The following is an 18742-nucleotide window of genomic DNA, read 5'->3' on the forward strand; positions in this document are numbered from 1 at the left end:
TTACTCTCCTAATTTTTTCAGGATATCTTCTACCGATGCTTCTCCCTCGCTAAAATCGTCCAATAGCTGCAAAATATTGTCGATGTCGCTTGGCTGCCCTGCTTTTTTCACACCCGGTTGTGCTTGAGCTGACGAGCTTCTTTCGATGTGCTGCGCCATGGCACTGATCGTTTTGCATTCGAACAGATCGATCACTTTGATTTTTTGCGGGTATTTCTCTTCGATTCTAGCTTGCATCTGGACGATCAGGTGCGAGTTTCCACCGAGATCGAAAAAGTTTTGCCGAGTCCCGATCTGTTCGAGACGGAGCAGATCGCGCCATAGCTGAAGCAGGAACTTTTCCACATCGCTGTTCGGAGCATGCAGCTCGCCTTGCTCTGTGTCTGGTGCCATCGAGTCAGCAGGAAGAGACATGGCTTGCAGCGTTTTTCGATCCAGTTTTTGGTTGGACGTGACAGGCATCGCTTCCAGACGCACAAATCGGGCTGGAATCATGTAAGCAGGCAGCGCTTTGCGCAACGCATCCTGAAACTCCTGCACGGCAATGTCACGGGTCGACGTATAGTAGCCAATCAATTTGTTCGATTCGCTTTCTTTGACTGCCACGACGCAAACAGCCGTGACACCCGGTACGCTTGCGATCCGCTGCTCGATTTCTCCGGTTTCAATCCGGTATCCTCTGACCTTGACCAGGCCGTCATTGCGGGAAATATATTCAAGCTGTCCATCTGTCCCGTATTTGCCCAAATCTCCGGTATGGTAGACGAGCTGATCGGCAAACGGATGGAAGCGATATACTTGCGCGGTCTTCTCGCTGTCGCGGAAGTACCCGGGAGTGACTCCAGGTCCGCTAATGCAAATCTCGCCGGGCACGCCGGGACCGCACAAGTTTCCGTCCTTGTCCAAAATATAGACCTGGTTTTGTCCGAGCGGTCGGCCAAGCGGAACGACCGATTTGCCTTTCAGCTCCTGGTTTACTTCGCAACACGTAGCCCAGATGGTCGCTTCTGTCGGTCCGTACAGGTTGTACAGTTTCGCGTTTGGGAAATGGCTGCTAATGTCTTTTGCCAATGCCGGGCTCCAGGCTTCGCCGCCAACGAGGACGGTTGCGAACTGGCGCAAGCACGCCAAGCGTTGTTCATCTTGCTGCGACAGGCCGAGAATGAATTGGCTGATTAAAGTCGGCACAGAATGCCATACATCGATCCGCTGCTCCTCCAGATAGGAAAACAGCAAAGCCGGGTCACGCAGCCGCTCAGGCGACAGCACATGCAAGGTGGCTCCGCTTGTCAGGCAGCCAAAAATTTCAAAGACAGAAATGTCAAAGCTGATCGAAGTGACCAGCATCATGTTACGCGCAGGCCCCAGTTGAAATTGCTGCTGACTCCACAAAAGATAATGGATCACATTTTGCTGGGTAACCATGACGCCTTTTGGCGTTCCGGTCGAGCCAGATGTATACATGATGTACATCAATTCAGCTGGCGGCGCTGTCACAGGAGCGGCGGACTGTGCGCGGATATGCTCGCTGCCGTAGTAGCGAATTTGCCCCACCGTTTCTGGCTGGAGAGCATCCTCTGACAAATCCACTACTGTCTCCAGATGCGTCCCTGCGATTGTTTCCAAGTTCGCCATGACGCTTTGCTCCGTCAAAACGGTTTTGATCTCGCTGTGCTGAATCATATAAGCGATGCGCTCATGCGGAAAATCAACATCCAATGGGACATATGGACGTCCAGCCTTGAGAATGCCCAGCAGCGCGACAATCATCTCGATACCGCGCGGCATGTAAACGCCGATTGGCTCCTGTGATTCCTGACCGCTTGTGCTCGTGAGCAAGGCAGCCAATTGGTTGGAGCGCTCATCCAACTGCTGGTAGGTCAAGCTCCGCCCCTCAAAAACGACTGCTGTCTGCGCAGGATTTTTTTGCGCTTGCGCTGCAAACAGGCGGTGTACTTGTCCGGGAGCATCCAGAGCAACAGGCTGCGGATTTTTTTCGAGCAAGGCTGCCTTGTGTTTGGCATCCAACAGCTCATAGCGGCCGAGCATTGCCGTCGGATTGTCGATCACTTGGTCAATTAAAAATGAAAAATAGTCAACGTATTTGCGGATCGTCTCCTCGGCGAACAGAGTCGTTTTGTACTCCATCCTGACTTCCATTTGCTCCTGCTCCATTTTGCAAATGCAGCTCAGATCGTACAGACTGATCCGGTCGTTGTCTTGCGGGACGTTATCGTACAGCTGAAAAATCGTGGAAAAAACAGGCGTGCGGCTCTGATCTCGCTCCGGGTTCAGCTTTTCTACGAGCGTGTTGAACGGATAGCGGCCGTTGGCATACGCTTTGACGCATTTGTGCTTGATTGTCTCCAAAACCTCGTCAAAGCGGGAAAGTCCGCGAAAATCGACGCGAATGCACACCATGTTCATGAACAGCCCAATGACGTTTTCCCATTCTTGTCGCTCCCTGCCAGACACCGGGAACCCGACGATGATGTCCTCTTCCTGGCTAATTTTGTGCAGGAACAAAAAATAGACGGCGAGAACCGTCATGTAGAGAGTCGTCGAGCGATTTCTCGCAAGCAAACGCAACTGTTCGGTTTTCTCTTTGGAAACCGTGAATTTGATGTAGCTGCCGTCGTAGACGAGAGAGTGCGGCCGTTCAAAATCGGTCGGCAAATTCAGCACTGGCAGCGGTTTCGCCAGCTCGCTCATCCAGTACCGCTCCATGTTCCGGAACTCAGCAGAGGCCAACCACTTTTTCTCCTGCTCGACCCAATCGCCATATTGCAACGATACAGCTGGCAGCTGGACAGGATGGTTCGAGCGAATGCTCTCATACAGTTCCATCAATTCCCGGAAAAACAGCCCAACGCTCCAGCCATCGGAAATGATGTGGTGCATGCTGACGCAAAGACGGTGCTCATCATCAGTCAAACGATGCAGTTCCATCCTGAACAGCGGCTGCTCAAAATCAAACGGAGTCGCATTGTGCTCCTCCAATCGTCGGGCCGACATGGCTGCGCCTGACGATTCCTGCTGATAATCGCTGAACTGAATGACGTTTTGCCACTCCGGCAAAACGAATTGCTTCGGGACGCCATCGACCATTTTGATGACGGTGCGCAGCGAGGCGTGGCGCCGGGTCAGCATGTCCAGGCTTTGTTGCAGCACATCCAGATCAATGTCCAGCTTCAACTGTTTGATGACAGGCAAGTGATAGGCTGTCGTGTGCGGATCGTAGTTTTGCAAAAACCAAATCCGGTATTGCGCCTTGGAAAGATCGTGCCCGGCTTGTTGTTCGGTTGTCGCTTCCTGGCTTGCGGGCGTCTCTTGTGCGGGCAGCAGGTTTTCGTCCAAGTAAGCCGCCAGCTCCGGAATCGTGGGAAATTCAAAAACTTCCGCAATCGTGATCGGCTTGTTCAAGTGCGTGTTCAGCAGATTGGCCATTTGCGTCGCCATAATCGAGTCTCCGCCGACTTCGTAGAAGCTTTTTTGCAGGTCGATCTCTGCCAGCCCAAACGTTTTTGCCCATACTTGCGCTAATTGTTTTTCGGTCTCGGTAAGCTCGTCCTGCTGTTTGCCGACAATCGGCACATCGCTGGAAAAAGCTTCTCCTGGTGCGGTCGTTGCTGCTCGCTCCGCGACTTTTCCGCGCAATTCAGAAGCGAGCTGCAACGGAAAGCGCTTGCCCAGCGACGCAGCGATCTGCTCGAAGCGGATATCCGCCACGACTACGCGCGGAACGTCTGGCAGGCTGGCAAATGCCTGGACTGCCTGAGCTGTTTTCAGCGGCTTGAACAGAGCGTTGCCGTTTGTCACGCCGTAGTCCGCCGCCATCCCGGTTTCTGCCCACGCGGTCCAGTTGATCGTCGTGGCGCGAATGCCTTGCTGGCGCAGGCAGGAGGCAACGCCGTCGAGGTAGCCGTTCGCCGCTGCGTAATCGCTCTGCCCCGGACTGCCCTCCACCGTTGCGATCGAGGAAAACAGCACGAAAAAGTCAGGGCGTTCTTCCAGCAAGCGGTACAGCAAGTAGCTGCCTTCGATCTTCGGCTGGGTCACTTTGGCAAACTCGGCCCATGTTTTCGTAAACAGGAATCCGCTGCCCGCCACGCCTGCCGCGTGAATGACTCCTTTGACCGCTCCGTACGCCTCGCGCAACTGCTTGAAAGTAGTCGCTACTTGTTGCTCGTCGGCAATATCGCACGCGCAAACCGTGACGCTGCTGCCCGACCGCTCGATTGCTTCCACGGCTTCGATGATGCGGCGCGTTTTGCTGTCCGCTTCGCTCGACTTCTGTTTGATTGCCTCCCAGTCTGCACGCGGTGGAAGTCCGCTGCGGCTGAGCAGACCAAGGCGGATTTTTTTGCGGGAAGCGAGATGCTTGGCGATTTCCAGACCGATCCCGCCCGTGCCGCCAGTGATCAGATACAGTCCGTCCTCTTGCAGTTCGAAAGGCTGCACAGACTCTTCGACCGGGCAGCGAGCAAATTCCTCGACATACCGCTGATTGCCGCGATAGGCAACTTGGTACACTACGCTTTCGCCATAGATTTCCGCCAAAAGGCTGCCGCACTCCGTCTCGTCGTCGAGGTCAATGCTGCGGCACTTCACATGCGGGTACTCCGCATTCACTACTTTTCCCAGCTGGAACATGGCTGTATGGCACGGCTCCAGCGCTTTTTCGGCACCAGTGACCTCCCAGCCGTTCCGGCCCAGTACGATTAACTCCAAGTCCTGCTTGTACTTGGCCTGCACCAGCGATTTCACCGTAAAAAACAAGCTTTGGATCGTGCGTGCCTGTGTCGTTTGCAGGCGGGAGAGGCTGGGTGCATCCTTGTGCTCATCCAGCGCATAAGCGTGGACGATCCGGTTGATGCCCCGCTCCTGCAAGTCGGCAAAAAGCTGCTGGTAATCCGCTTCCGCATCTCCGACCACGTACTTCGTTTCCTGTTCTTTGCGGTAGCTGTCACCGTAAGCGACTTGAATCAGCTCGACGCCGCGCGCTTCCCATTGTTGAATCAGTTCCCGCGTTGTTCCGCTTCCACTTCCACTCTCGCTTCCGCTGTCGCTGTTGCCAAACAACAGCACGCTGCCCGCAGCGACCTCTCCTGGCTGTTCCAGCGGAGCTTTTACCCAGCGAATCTGGTAGAACAAATCGTGCGCGACCATCGCCGCAGAAACGCGCTTCAATGTGTAGTTCTCGACTTCGGCAAACACGTTTCCTTGCTCGTCGATCAGGCTAATGTCGTAGGACACCGTCTCCCGGCTGTCACTGCGTGCTTCTCTTTTCCGCAGGTAGCTGTAAAAGGAAGCAGGCATGTCCGTGTACAGATGGAGCGCTTGGTAATAAAACGGGAAGTAATACGATTCATGCTCCGCCTCGTTCTGTCTCAACAGATGCCAAAAGCTCAATGCCGTATCGAGCGACGCCGGATGCAGCGAGTAAGTGCCCTGTTCCCGCTCATCGGCCAGTCGGATATGCAGCAAGGCAGCGCGGTCGTTTTCATAAAACTGCTCGATGCCTCTCCATCTCGGACCGTATTGAATCAATCCCGAGTAGAGCGGCGCAAACTTGCCAGCGTCCTGTTGCTCCATTTCGCGGATGATGGACGCAATCGGCAGCGTCTTGCCTGTGCGCGGCGCAAGCGGATGTACTTCTCCTGTTGCATGGGTGATCCAGCTTGCTTCCGGATCGCTTTCGTCTCGGCTGGCAATCGTAAAGCGGACGTGTCCGTGCTCCGCCTGGACGATCGTATGGACGATTCTCGTTTCATCCGGCGAGCAAGAAAGCATGTGGGACAAAGATACATTTTTGATGACCACGCCTTGTTGCGCGAAAAAGGCTTTGCTGGCTGCCCCGGCCATCTCCAGATAGGCTGCTCCCGGCAAAACCCCGTTGCCGAGGATGCGGTGTTCCTGCAGCATCCACAGCTCGCTCATCGCTGCCTTTGCTGCGTATACGCGCAACCCGGATGTAGACAGGACACACTCTCCCGGCAGTTGCCCTTTTGCTGCCGCGTCTGCCGTTCTCTCATCCGTCGGCGTCGGCCAATGCCTCACTCTGCTGAATGGATAGACAGGCAGCTCTATCGTTTGCACAGCCTGTCCCTCGTACAACTTTGTCCAGTGGATGCGTGCTCCCTGCACATACGATGTCGCCAATTCGCGAAGAGAGTCGACACTGGCCAGCGAGCCTTGTTCTGCCCAGGCGTAAAGCAGTTGATTGGCCTTTTCATGAAGCGGCCGATTTGCTTTGTCCACTGTATCTGGATGCAGCAGATGGTTTTTCGCTTTCCAGGCGCTGGCGGATTGCCCGTAATACCCAAGCGTCTCAGGCAAATTGTCCAAATCCAGCGGCATGATCGCCGCGATTTTTTGCAACAGCTCGCTTGTGTTCCGGGCGATAATCGCCAAGCGATGGGAAAAATGCTCCCTTCCAACCTGCGCCGTATAGACGAGAGCAGAGAAATCCACCTGCTGATTGGCCTGCAAAAAATGGCAGTAGCGTCGCAGCAAGTCCGACAAATTCGCACGGCTTTTGGCCGATAGCGTAAACAGCCGAGGCGTTTCCTGCTCGTTCTTCTCCGTCTGCTGTTGATTCCATTCCTCCAGCAGCACATGGCAGTTCATGCCGCTAAAGCCGAAAGAACTGATGCCAGCCCGGCGCGGCACACCTCCAGTTTCCCAGGCTAGAGGCCGATCAACCAAGTAAAAGGGCGAATCGGAGAAAGGAATATACGGATTTGGCTCCGCAAAATTGATCGTCGGAACGAGTTGTTTATGCTTCAAGGACAACACGACTTTTAACAGCGAAGCCATCCCCGAAGCTCCTACGAGATGACCGATGTTCGATTTGACGGAACCGATCCCGCAAAACTGTTTTTTGCGCGTGTAGGGTTGAAAAGCTTGCTTCATGGCCTTTACTTCGATTGGGTCACCAATGACGGTTCCGGTGCCGTGCGTTTCGATGTAGGAAATCGTTTCCGGGTGAATACCCGCTTTTGTCCACACGTCCGTCAAGAGCTGCTCCTGGGCTTGCGGATTGGGAGCGGTGATGTAATTGGAAGCTCCGTCGCTGTTTACGCCACTGGCTTTGATCACGGCGTAAATCCGGTCCTTGTCTTGCAAGGCATCGTGCAACGGCTTCAGCAGGATGACCGACAGCCCTTCGCCCCAGGTGGTGCCTTTGGCGTGGCTGTCGAATGGCCTGACGATGCCGTCGCTGTTTTCCACGATTTTAAACGACGAATTAGCCATCGGCACGAGATTCAAGCTGATGCCTCCGGCGATAGCCAATCGGCATTCTCGTTTCCTGAGCGACTCGCAAGCGTGATGCACCGCTACCAACCCGGAGGAGCACGCCGTGTCGATCACCATATTCGGCCCGAAAAGGTTAAAGAAAAAGGCAATCCTGCCCGAGAGGAAGCTGGGCAGATTGCCAGTCATCGCCAATTCGTTCGACGAATCGATAAATTGCTGGTACAGGCCGGAAGAATGGTGATCTCTTCCGATGAAGACGCCCGTATCGGTGCCGTCGATTTTTTCGCCCATGTATCCCGCATCTTCAATCGCTTCTGCCGTGACTTCCAAAAGCAAGCGCTGGTGCGGGTCCATAAACTCGGCTTCCCTGGGCGAGATGCGGAAATATTCGGCGTCGAAGCGGTCTATCTCTTCCAGGTAGCTGCCTTTGGCATAGTGCGGTTCTCCCCAAAGCTTGCGCAGCAAAGGATCGGTATCCATGCGCCGCTTGAGCGGAAAATCGGTGATGCCATTCGTTCCGTTAAGCAGATTCGTCCAATATTGCTCCAGGTTGTCTGCAAAAGGAAGCCGGCAAGAAATGCCGATGATGGCGATATCCGCAACGGCGTCCTTTTCGGGCTTGGGCGAAGCTGCATTGACTTGGTGCAGCAGCTTGCGGGCAAGCTCTTTGTCCAGGCGATTTTCTTTTACACTTTCCAAGATCAGCGCATTGATTTGGTCGATGTTATTCATCTGTTCGATTCCTCCGCTGCGACAAAAGGTCCACCATCTCTTCTACAGATTGCTCCCCGGAAGAAAGGTTGTCCAAAATGGATTGTAGCTGTTGGTCAAACGAATCGAAGGAGTCCTGCTGTTTCGCTTCTTCTTGCCTTTTTGGCTCGCTGCTTTGGCCCTGCCTGATGTAGTCAGCCAGTTCCGCCACAGACGAATACGTAAACAGATCAGGCAAGTCGAGTGCGCCCGGGAACTCGGTTTCCAGCTTTTTCAGCAGTTGGGTCGCGATCAGTGAATCGCCCCCCAGTGCGAGAAAGCTGTCGTAGATGTTGACAGTCGACAAGTGCATCGTTTCCGCCCAGATGCGGGAAATCGTCTGCTCGATGTCGTCATAAGTTTCATCTTTGCGGCCCGTGAGCGTAAAAGCACGCTGCGCGCTGGCAGGAGCAGACGGGGCTTTGGAGCGGCCCTTGCTCGTGTTCTTGTCGATCAGCCCGCTCTCTACTTTCAAAAACAGGTCTTCCCCGCTGGTTTGCAGCCATTCTTGATTGAGAGAGGCAATCACCACTTGCTTGCGATCCATAGCCAGCGCCTGGTCCAAAGCAGCGGTTGCTTCATTCGTTTGCAGCGGTTTGAACAGGGCGTTGCTGGTGGTCACGCCAAAGTCCGCCGCCATCCCGGTTTCTGCCCACGCGGTCCAGTTGATCGTCGTGGCGCGAATGCCTTGCTGGCGCAGGTAGGAAGCAAAGCCGTCGAGGTAGCCGTTCGCCGCTACGTAATCGCTCTGCCCCGGACTGCCCTCTATCGTCGCGGTTGAGGAAAACAGCACGAAAAAGTCGGGGCGTTCTTCCAGCAAGCGGTACAGCAAGTAGCTGCCTTCGATTTTCGGCTGGGTCACCCTCGCAAACTCGGCCCATGTTTTCGTAAACAGGAATCCGCTGCCCGCCACGCCTGCCGCGTGGATGACTCCTTTGACCGCTCCGTATGCCTCGCAAAGCTGCTTCAAAGTGTCTGCTACCTGCTGTTCGTCAGCGATATCGCACGCGCAAACCGTGACGCTGCTGCCCGACCGCTCGATTTCTTCCACGGCTGCAATGATGCGGAGCGTTTTGCTGTCCGCTTCGCTCGACTTCTGTTTGATTGTCTCCCAGTCTGCACGCGGTGGCAGACCGCTGCGGCCGAGCAGACCAAGGCGAATGTTTTTGCGGGAAGCCAAATGCTTGGCGATTTCCAGCCCGATCCCGCCCGTGCCGCCAGTGATCAGATACAGTCCGTCCTCTTGCAGCTCCAACGGCTGCACAGACTCTTCGACCGGGCAGCGAGCAAATTCCTGTACGTACCGCTGATTGCCGCGATAGGCAACTTGATACGTGCCAGTTTTCCCGTACATTTCCGCCAAAAGACTGCCGCAGTCCGTCTCGTCGTCGAGATCCATGCTGCGGCATTTCAGATGGGGATACTCCGCATTGACTACTTTCCCCAACTGGAACAACGCTGTATGGCACGGCTCCAGCTCTGTTTCGGTGCCTGTCACTTCCCAGCCATTCCGGCCCAGTATAACCAATTCTATCTCCTGCCTGTACTTGGCTTGCACGAGCGATTTCACGATAGAAAACAGGCTATGGATTGTGCGAGCTTGCGTCGTTTGCAGGCGGGAGAGGCTGTCCACGCCCTTTTGCTCATCCAGCGCATAAGCGTGGACGATCCGGTTGATGCCCCGCTCCTGCAAGTCGGCAAAAAGCTGCTGGTAATCCGCTTCCGCATCTCCTACCACGTACTTCGTTTCTCGCTCTTTGCGGTAGCCATCCCCGTAAGCGACCTGAATCAGCTCGACGCCGCGCGCTTCCCATTGGCGAATCAGTTCCCGCGTTGTTCCACTTCCACGTCCGCTCCCGCCTTCGCTGTCGCCAAACAACAGCACGCTGCCCGCAGCAACCTCTCCGCGCTGTTCCAGCGGCGCTTTCACCCAGCGAATCTGGTAAAACAAATCGTGCGCCACCATAGCGGCAGAGATGCGTTTCAGTGTGTAGTTCTCGACTTCGGCAAACACGTTTCCTTGCTCGTCGATCAGGCTGATGTCGTAGGACACCGTCTCCCGGCTGTCGCCGCGCGTCTCTCTTTTTTGCAGGTAGCTGTAAAAGGAAGCAGGCATCTGGTTGTAGATGCTCATCCGTTTAAAGGAAAAGGGCAGATAGAGGTCAGACAAAACAAACATGGTCACGGCATTCAGCCCTGTGTCGAGCAAGGCCGGATGAAAGCCGTACAAGGCGAAGTCGTCCGCGTAAGCTTCCGCCAACTGCACGTGGACCAGCACACGCTCTTCGCATTTGCCCAAAGCTCGAATGTTGTTCCAACGCGGCCCGAATCTCGTACGCCCTCGCACCGTGGCAAAATCCGCATCCACCTGCTCCCAGGCGCTGTCCTGCTTGATGCGCTGAATATCCATCCATGCTGGCTCAGCAGTCGCGCCAGGAACGATTTTGCCTTCGACATTCAACTGCCAGTCCTGCCCCGCTCCACCGTCATCCGCTGCCTTGCGATTGACGATCCGCAGTTGCAGCAAGTCTTCCTGACTTTCCATAATCGTATGGACGATCCGTTCTTCCCCCTCAGGGACGACCAACGGACTGATAAAGCGAAAATCCCGCAACTCGAATGAGGCGTCTCCATAATGATTGTCTCCGGCTTTTCTCGCCCATTCGATCAGAGCAGTCGCCGGGACGATCGGAAAGCCCATCATGAGATGCTCCTGCAACATCCACTGCTTCTCCACTCGCAAAGGGATTTCATAGACGCTCTGCCGATACGATTCAAGCACTTTCCGTCCCGGGATGACTTCCTGATGCTGCGGCGCCAGCCCGCCATCCGGTTGCGGCCAGAACGAGGTCTTTTTAAAAGGATAGACAGGCAAGGCCAGACGGCGATGTTCCCCTGTTCCGTAGAAGTGCCGCCAATCGATTTCGGCTCCCTGAACATACAGCTTGCAAACCTCCGCCATCCCGTGCTCATCATCAGTGGAGGTGCGGGCGAGCTGTTGTTGCGCTTTTTCCAGCAGCAGCTGCAAGGCGGATTCGGTAATCTCTCCGACCGCTTTATCCAGCTTGCTCTCGGGAACGACCTTAAATTCGTTGCAAAAGATTCCGGCATGCTCCTGGCCGGATGGCAGCTGCTCCGTCATCACCTGGTTCAGCTTTTCTTGCAGCTCGGGCAAGCTGCGCACGAGGAGGGCAAGGCGGCACGAATAATGCCCGCGTCCCGTTGTCGCAGTCAAGCAAAGGTCTTCCAAAGACAAACTTTTCTGCTCGCTCAAAAAATGGCGGTAACGCGAGAGCAGTTCGAGCAGCGTCTCTTTGTCCCTGGCCGAAGCCGTGAAAACATGGCAAGGACGAGCGCTGGCTGCGCCCGGTTGTTCTTCTGGCGCTTCCTCCAGTACGAGGTGGCAATTGGTGCCGCTAAAGCCAAACGAACTGACGCCTGCCCGCCGCGGGGTATCGTCCTGATCGCGTGGCCATTCTTCCACCCTGTCCACCATGTAGAGCGGCGAACCCGTAAAGTCGATGAACGGGTTCGGATCGTCAAAATGGAGCGTGCTGACCAGCTTTTTATGCTTGAGCGACAAAATGACCTTGAAGACGGAGGCGGTTCCAGACGCTGCGGCTAAATGGCCGATATTGGACTTGACGGAGCCGATCCCGCAAAACTGTTTTCGCGACGTATATTTTTTAAAGGCATTGCCGAGCGACTGGACTTCAATCGGGTCGCCGAGTACCGTTCCTGTCCCGTGCGCTTCAATAAAACCGATCGTCTCGGGTGGAATTTCGGCGTTCGTCCAGGCTCTGGTGAACACCTCTTCCTGGGCGATTGCATTCGGTGCCGTGATCCCGTTCGATTTCCCGTCGTTATTGGCCGCGCTCCCTTTGATGACGGCATGAATGTGATCCCGATCCTGAATCGCTTTATCCAAAGGCTTCAGCAGCAACGCTCCGATCCCTTCGCCCCACAGCGTTCCATCCGCGTGCTTGTCAAAAGGTTTGACCAGATGCAGCTTCGATTCGACCAATCCAAACGCCGGATTTTTCACCGGGAAAAAAATCAGGCACACCCCGCCAGCGATCGCCATGTCGCACTCGTTGTTCCTGATCGCCTGGCAAGCGTTGTGAATCGCGAGCAATCCCGACGAGCAGGCAGAATCCACGACGACGCTAGGTCCTTTCAAGTCGAGAAAATAGGAAACTCTGCTCGCCAAAATGCCCGTATACGAGCCAGTCAATGCCAGCTCGTCTGTTTGATCCAGCAGGTGTGTGTACATGTTCCCGACGGTGTGGTCCCTGCCGATAAAAACGCCCGTTTTGGACGAGACGATCCGGTTTCCGCCATACCCGGCATCCTCCACCGTTTCCATCACAGTGGTCAAAAGCAGGCGCTGCATCGGGTCCATCATGACGGCTTCCTTGTTCGATATTTTGAAATACTCCGCGTCAAAATCATCAATTTGATCCAGGTAGCCGCCTTTTTCATAGGCGACCTCCATAGGAGCTTCCTGTTGCAGCCTGCTCACAAACCCTGCAACGCCTGCCTGTCGGCTCTCCGGAAAATCCGTGATGCAATCGACCTCTGCCAGCAAATTTTTCCAGTATTCATCGAGGTTGCGAGCGCCAGGAAAGCGGCCGGACATCCCGATGATCGCGATGTCCTTATGTTTCTTCGCCCCCGCCTGCTTGATCTCTTTTAAAATGACCTTGGACTTTTCAATGCTTAACTGTTGATCCTTGATCTGCTGATAAATGTACTTTCGCGTTTCTTTCATTCTTCTTCTCCCAGCAATCGATCAATCTCTTCCACATCGAGTTCACCATTGGCCAAGCGCTGCAAGATTTGATCGAGATTTTGGTCTTCCTCCTCCTGACTCACGCTGCCAGAGGAAGACGGTTGCTCTTTTTTCATCCGGGAATGCACATATTCGGCCATCTTGTTAATCGTGGGATACGTAAAAATATCCGAGATGCCCAGTTGGTCCGGAAAATACTTTTCCAGTTCCTGGAGCAAATAAACCGCAAAGATCGAATTGCCGCCAAGAGACGTAAAATTGTCGTCCAGTTGAATCGAATCGGATTCGAGCAGTGTGCTCCATAGCTGGCGGATCAACGCTTTGATTTCTTGCAAGGATGCGTGCTGCGGATCGCCGTGAAACACGCCAGTAGCTGGCTGGACTGGCTGGCTTTCTCCAGGTGTTGCCGCCGCCCCGTCCACATAATCGATCAACAGCCTGTTTCCTGCGTAAAAGAAGTTGCTGCGGAAGTGCTTTCTCGCGACTTCCTTGTTGATTTTGCCGATGACGACCTGTTTTTCGCCAAGGGCAAGCGCAGCATCAAAAGCAGCGACAGCGACCTGTGGCGTCAGCAAGTGAAAGATCAGTTCTTTTTGAAACGTTCCATAATCGTAGGCCATGCCGATCTCAGCCCACGGTGCCCAGTTGAGCGTCATGCCGTTTTGCTGGGCGGGCAGGCTGTAGACGAAGCTGTCCAAAAACGCGTTCGCCGCCACATAATCACCTTGTCCCGGCGTCCCTTCCAATGTGGCGACAGATGAAAAGCAGACGAAAAATTCCAGCGGCTCGGTAATCAGCTCCGCCACATTCAGGCTCCCCGCCGTCTTGGCTTGCAGCACCTCGCGAAAACGCTCCTCTTCCCTGTTGAACAAAAATTGATCCCCGGCGACTCCAGCCGCATGAATGACGCCATTGATGCTGCCATGTGCTGCCCGCACTTCCTCAAGCGCGCGCGCAAGCTGTTCCTTGCTGGCGACATCTGCCTTGTAGATGGTGTATGTACTGCCTGACGCTGTGATCTGTTGCAGCATCTCGATCCTTCGCATGACCTCTTGCTGCTCGCCTTTTTGCAAAATGTCTGTCCACTCGTCCTCTGCGGGAAAGCCTGACCTGCTGATCAGCACCAAATGAACCGGCTGCTTTTCTGCCAAATGTCTAGCCATGGTCAAGCCCAGGCCGCCTGTTCCGCCGGTAATCACATAGCAACCCGATTCAGTCAAGTTAAGTGTTTGGCCCGTAGGCAGCTGGCAATCGAGTTCCACCATTTTTTGCCCGTATCTTTGTCCGTTCCGGTAGGCTGCGATATAGCTGTCTGGCTGATGTTCCAGTTCAGCGAGGATGTCCGGGATCGCGGTAGCGGCATCCAGATCGATGCAACGGCAGCGCAGATGCGACCATTCGCTGCTGACCACTTTGCCAAGGTGATACAAAGCGTTGTGCATCGGCTGGAGCTGGACGGCAGGCTCCGTCTGTGTAACCGGAAGCGCCAGTTCGCCTAGCAGGACCAGATCAATCGGCTGTCGCACGTTTTGCGCAACCAAGCTTTTTGCCAGATGGAACAGACTGAACAAGCCTTCGTCGCTTGCCCTTTCTTCGGCAGCATCAGACAGGGAAAAGCCATGCACGATGCGCTGCACGCCCTTGTTCCCGATGTCCTCCCATAGCGCATCAAAAGCTTGCTGATCGACACTTAGCTCGTATTGATCATGGGCGAGCTTGGCAAACTGCTTGCCTGGCGTGGCGACAATCGCAGGAGTCCCCTTCTTTTTCAGCTCCGCAATCAGTTGCTGCGTGACAGGCTCATGGCCGCCGAAAACAAGCGTAAGCGGCTGCGCCGTGTCCGGCTGTCTGTTTTCTGCCAGCAAAGGCATGGCTTCCCAGACGATTTGATGGAACAGCCCTTTGGGAGAAAAGACGGCGGACGGTGCGGCTTCCATCGGCACCCTTTTTAGCGTGTAGTCGTGAATCTCGGCAAAAACTTCCCCTTTTTCCGTAACGAGCAAGATATCAAAGGAGATCGCTTCCTGCCTGTCTGCCGTCTCTTTGTCTGTCCTTTGCAGCACGCTGTAAAATCGGCCAGGCATAGGTCCGGCAAAAACGATTTTTTTATAGGCAAAAGGCAAAAACAGCCCGTCGCGAATTTGGCTGATCGGAATGTTCACTGCGCAATCCAGCAAAGAAGGATGCAGAACATGCGCGTGCAGTTCAGATGTAAAGGGCGCAGGCAGCTCAAAAAAGGCGACGATTTTGTCCTGCTCCAAATAAATTTCCTTCATGCACTCCCAATGCGGGCCTGTTTGCACAGGGGCATCAGCCTCTGGCTTGTAGCCGCTTACCGATTGCCTGTTTGCTTCACTGAGCAGCTCCGAAAGAGACAGTTGCTTTTGCTTGGGCAGCTCAGGTTGAAGCAGCACTTTTGCGCGGCAGTGAACGATCCAATCGTCCGAATGTTCAGAAGGCGATGTCACCATGACATCAAGCGACGACTTTTGCTTTTGCAAGATTATGTGGACGCTCTTCGGTTCTTGTTCCTTGACCTCAAGCGGCTGCAAAAACATGACGTTTTCCAGCACGAGCGCGGCTTGCTGAGGCATGTTTTTGCGCACAATCTCGCTCATCATTTCCAGATAGGCCGTGCCTGGGAGCACGCAATGCCCCGCGATTTTGTGCTCCGCCAGCACCCAATGCGTCTCGACCGCAAACCTCGTCTCATAAATATCGATGCCGTTGCTGCCAACAAGCCGTTTATCGACGAGCGGGGCGAACTTTTTCTCCAAGTCTTTCGGCTCGATCCAGCAGCGAATGTCCTGAAAAGGGTACGTCGGCAAGCTAATCGCTAAATGGCGTTGATCTGCGTACAGCTCCTTCCAGGCAACTGTCTCGCCAGCCGCATACTGCAACGCCAAACGAAGCAGCTCATGCAAGCGTGCGTTATCCTTCCCGCCCTGGCTGGCATGGCTTGCGTCCTCGCGGGGGGTTCCGCTGTAAAACACATGCTTCACGGCAAGCTTCTCGACTCCCGCTTTGCGAACAGCCTGGAGCTTTTGCAGCAAATCCGTCCTGTCGTTAAACACGATTGCGAGTCTGTGCGCAAAATGATCGCGTCCGACATTCGCTGTGTAGCACAAGCTCGCCAGATCGAGCTGTCCGCTCTGGTTGACTGCCTGATAGTAGGCGCTGACCAGCTGGTCGAGCACAGCGGGAGTTTTGGCTGACAGCGCAAGCAGGTGCCACTCTCCTTCGCCACGATTTTCGAGCGAAGCCATCTCAGCCTGCTGATATTGCTCCAGGATGAGGTGGCAGTTCGTTCCGCTCAACCCGAAAGAGTTAATGCCGCATCTTTTCGGGTGCTCTGCTTGTTCCCACGGACGGGCTGTGTCGTTCACATAGACTGGCGCGTCGACAAAATCGATTTCCTTGTTGGGGCTATGAAAATGCAGCGTCGGCGGCATGATTTCGTGCTTCAGCGCGAGAATGCATTTGAGCAGGCCGGATATTCCCGCAGCGTGATCCAGATGTCCGATGTTGGTTTTGACCGAGCCGATTGCGCAAAACTGTTTTTTCGTGGTGTATCGGTCAAAAGCTCGCTTGATTCCTTCGATCTCTACCGGATCGCCCAGGCGGGTTGCCGTGCCGTGAGCTTCGATCAGCGAGATCGTTTCCGGATGAATGCCGGCATCTTGCCAAGCCCGGACGATCAGGTCTTCCTGCGCCCTGGAGTTCGGCGCGGTGATCCCGAGTGATTGCCCGTCCTGATTGATGGCGCTGCCCTTGATCAAGGCGTAAATGTGGTCGCCGTCCCGAATCGCCTTTGCCGCATCTTTCAGCAGGATGATTCCGACGCCTTCGCCCAGACTGGTGCCGTCCGCCTCGCTGTCAAAAGTCCGCGCCCGAAAGGTTGGAGATACGATGCCGATTCCGGTCTGGGTCTTTTCAAACGGTTGAAACTGGATTTTCACCCCTCCGGCAAAAGCCTGCTCGCATTCACCGCGGCGAATCGACTGGCAAGCGAGATGCACGGCAACCAGCGAGGATGAGCAGGCGGTATCGACCAGCATGCTCGGTCCGTGCAAATCGAGCAAATAGGCCAGTCTTGCCGCCATGATCGACTTGATGTTCCCCGTCATCGCCAAGTCCGCCAGCTCAGCGTTTTCCCCCGCGAGAAAATGTTTGTACTCCCCGCCAAAGTCACTGCTGTACCCTAAAAAAACGCCCGTCTGCGTTCCGCGCAACCGCGCTTTTCCATACCCTGCATCTTCCATCGCAGCCACACAGCTTTGCAAAACAAGCCGCTGATTCGGGTCCATCAGCTTGGCTTCTTTGCGCGAGATAGAAAAGTATTCGCAATCAAACCGATCAACCTGCTCCAAATACCCGCTTTCCGCGTATTCGCTCTGCTCTTTGCGCACCTCTTTCTGCAAAAAAGCAGACAGCAGCTCCTCGTAGTCGTGCTTGCGCGACAAAGGAATGCGGCGGATCGAATCTTTGCCGAGCGCGAGATTGCGCCAAAACTCTCCGACATTGTGCGCATCCGCCAGCTTCCCCGCGATTCCGATGATCGCTACGTCTTTCTTCGGAGCCTCTGCCGCCCTCCCCAAGTCCTCCCAGGTACCTGCGCTCTCCTCCTCCAGGTCGATCTGGATATCCTCGAACAGCGGCTTACTTTTCATTGACAGCTTCCTTTTCGGCAAACATGACCGGGGCAAGGTCAGCAAACAGGTGTCGTTTCTTCGTCTCGTCAAAAATTTGCGTGAACCGCTCGCGCTGCTCTTCCAGCGACACTTTTTTCGTCACAAACACGGAACGGAGCATCTCGATCGCCTGCTTGATTTCTTCGATCGACTCTTCGCGTCCCTCTTCCTCCAGCTTGTTGCCCAAAGCTTGTATCTTTCTGTACGGCTCAATGACCCCTTTTTGGTACTCCTCTTCATTCCAGTTCTGGTTTCTTGTGCACACGGCGATGGCCAAGGAACGGGAAACGACAGATGGACGCTTTTCCGCTGTCTGCTCGTCAATGACCGCCATGATTTCCTGATAGTTGTCTTCATAGGAATAGGCGCGCACGTGCGAATAGTCGCGTTTGAGCAAATTGGTCAAAGCGGATTTTGGCCCAAGCTCGATAAAAGTGTTTACGCCTTGGCGCAGCATGTATTCGATCGTTTCTTTCCATCTGACTGCGCTGATCATTTGCACGTTGAGCCGCTCCTGAATTTCTGTCGGTTGGTAGTACGGCTTCGCGTCCACATTGGAGATCACCGGCCATTTGAGCATGGACATTGGTGTCTGCGCGATGGCCCGCTGGAACATTTGATTGCTCAGTTCCAGATACGGGGTGTGGAAAGGCGCCGAGACTTGCAGGGGAATCGTAATCGCACCGATTTTCGCCAAGTTTTCCATGGCGACCTTCACCAACGATTTTGCGCCGGAAATCACTACCTGGTTGGAGGAATTGTAATTGGCTACGACAATTTTGTCCTCGCCGTTCGATACGCGCTCACATTCCTCTTCGACGAGCAGCGGGTGCAAGCCATTGATGGCAGCCATGCCGCCAAATCCGTCTGCGGTAGCTTGCTGCATGATTGTCGCCCTCTCCATTACGAGCCGCAGCGCATCCTCATAGCGGAACACTTCGGCGCATGTCAAAGCCGTAAATTCGCCCAGGCTATGTCCAGCCATAAAGGAAGGGAAAAATTTCTTCTCCTTCCAGATCGATTGGAAAATGGCATAGCTGTAGGCAAAAATCGCAGGCTGCGCATGTTCGGTGCGCGTCAGTTGCTCCAGGTTGCCCTCGTTGATGATCGCGAGCAAATCGTAGCCGAGAATCTCGTTGGTGCGCTGAAAAATGTCCCTAACCTCGGGAGAGCTTTCAATAAGAGCTTTTCCCATCATATTGTACTGGCTTCCTTGACCTGGAAATAGCAAGGCGATCTTAATCATAAA

4 protein-coding genes are annotated in these 18742 nt (G+C 54.6%); all 4 read right to left on the reverse strand.

The features are described from left to right. From M2298_RS18870 to fabD, 4 genes are read right to left on the reverse strand one after another with little or no spacing between them, the layout of a single operon-like run. Complete coding sequence (locus tag M2298_RS18870; RefSeq protein ID WP_280648887.1) at positions 1–7992, reverse strand: non-ribosomal peptide synthetase; 7992 nt, start codon at positions 7990–7992, stop codon at positions 1–3. Next, on the reverse strand, positions 7985–12781 hold the full coding sequence (locus M2298_RS18875) for an SDR family NAD(P)-dependent oxidoreductase (protein WP_280648888.1): 4797 nt from the start codon (positions 12779–12781) through the stop codon (positions 7985–7987). The genes M2298_RS18870 and M2298_RS18875 overlap by 8 nt, the downstream gene beginning before the upstream one ends. Continuing rightward, positions 12778–17472 carry a type I polyketide synthase gene (locus M2298_RS18880; protein WP_280648889.1) on the reverse strand — a complete coding sequence of 1565 codons (4695 nt, stop codon included), beginning with the start codon at positions 17470–17472 and terminating at the stop codon, positions 12778–12780. Before M2298_RS18880 ends, M2298_RS18875 begins: the two co-directional genes overlap by 4 nt. Further along, the gene (gene fabD, locus M2298_RS18885) at positions 17462–18739 is read right to left on the reverse strand and encodes an ACP S-malonyltransferase (RefSeq protein WP_122966478.1); all 1278 of its coding nucleotides are present in this window, start codon (positions 18737–18739) and stop codon (positions 17462–17464) included. The genes M2298_RS18880 and fabD overlap by 11 nt, the downstream gene beginning before the upstream one ends. Positions 18740–18742 lie beyond the last annotated feature (3 nt).

The organism is Brevibacillus sp. 1238, from assembly GCF_029892995.1.
GTDB lineage: Bacteria > Bacillota > Bacilli > Brevibacillales > Brevibacillaceae > Brevibacillus > Brevibacillus parabrevis.

Coding starts and splice junctions, on each gene's coding strand:
- M2298_RS18870 (WP_280648887.1), bottom strand. CDS start 7,992: ATGAATAACATCGACCAAATCAATGCGCTGATCTTGGAAAGTGTAAAA.
- M2298_RS18875 (WP_280648888.1), bottom strand. CDS start 12,781: ATGAAAGAAACGCGAAAGTACATTTATCAGCAGATCAAGGATCAACAG.
- M2298_RS18880 (WP_280648889.1), bottom strand. CDS start 17,472: ATGAAAAGTAAGCCGCTGTTCGAGGATATCCAGATCGACCTGGAGGAG.
- fabD (WP_122966478.1), bottom strand. CDS start 18,739: ATGATTAAGATCGCCTTGCTATTTCCAGGTCAAGGAAGCCAGTACAAT.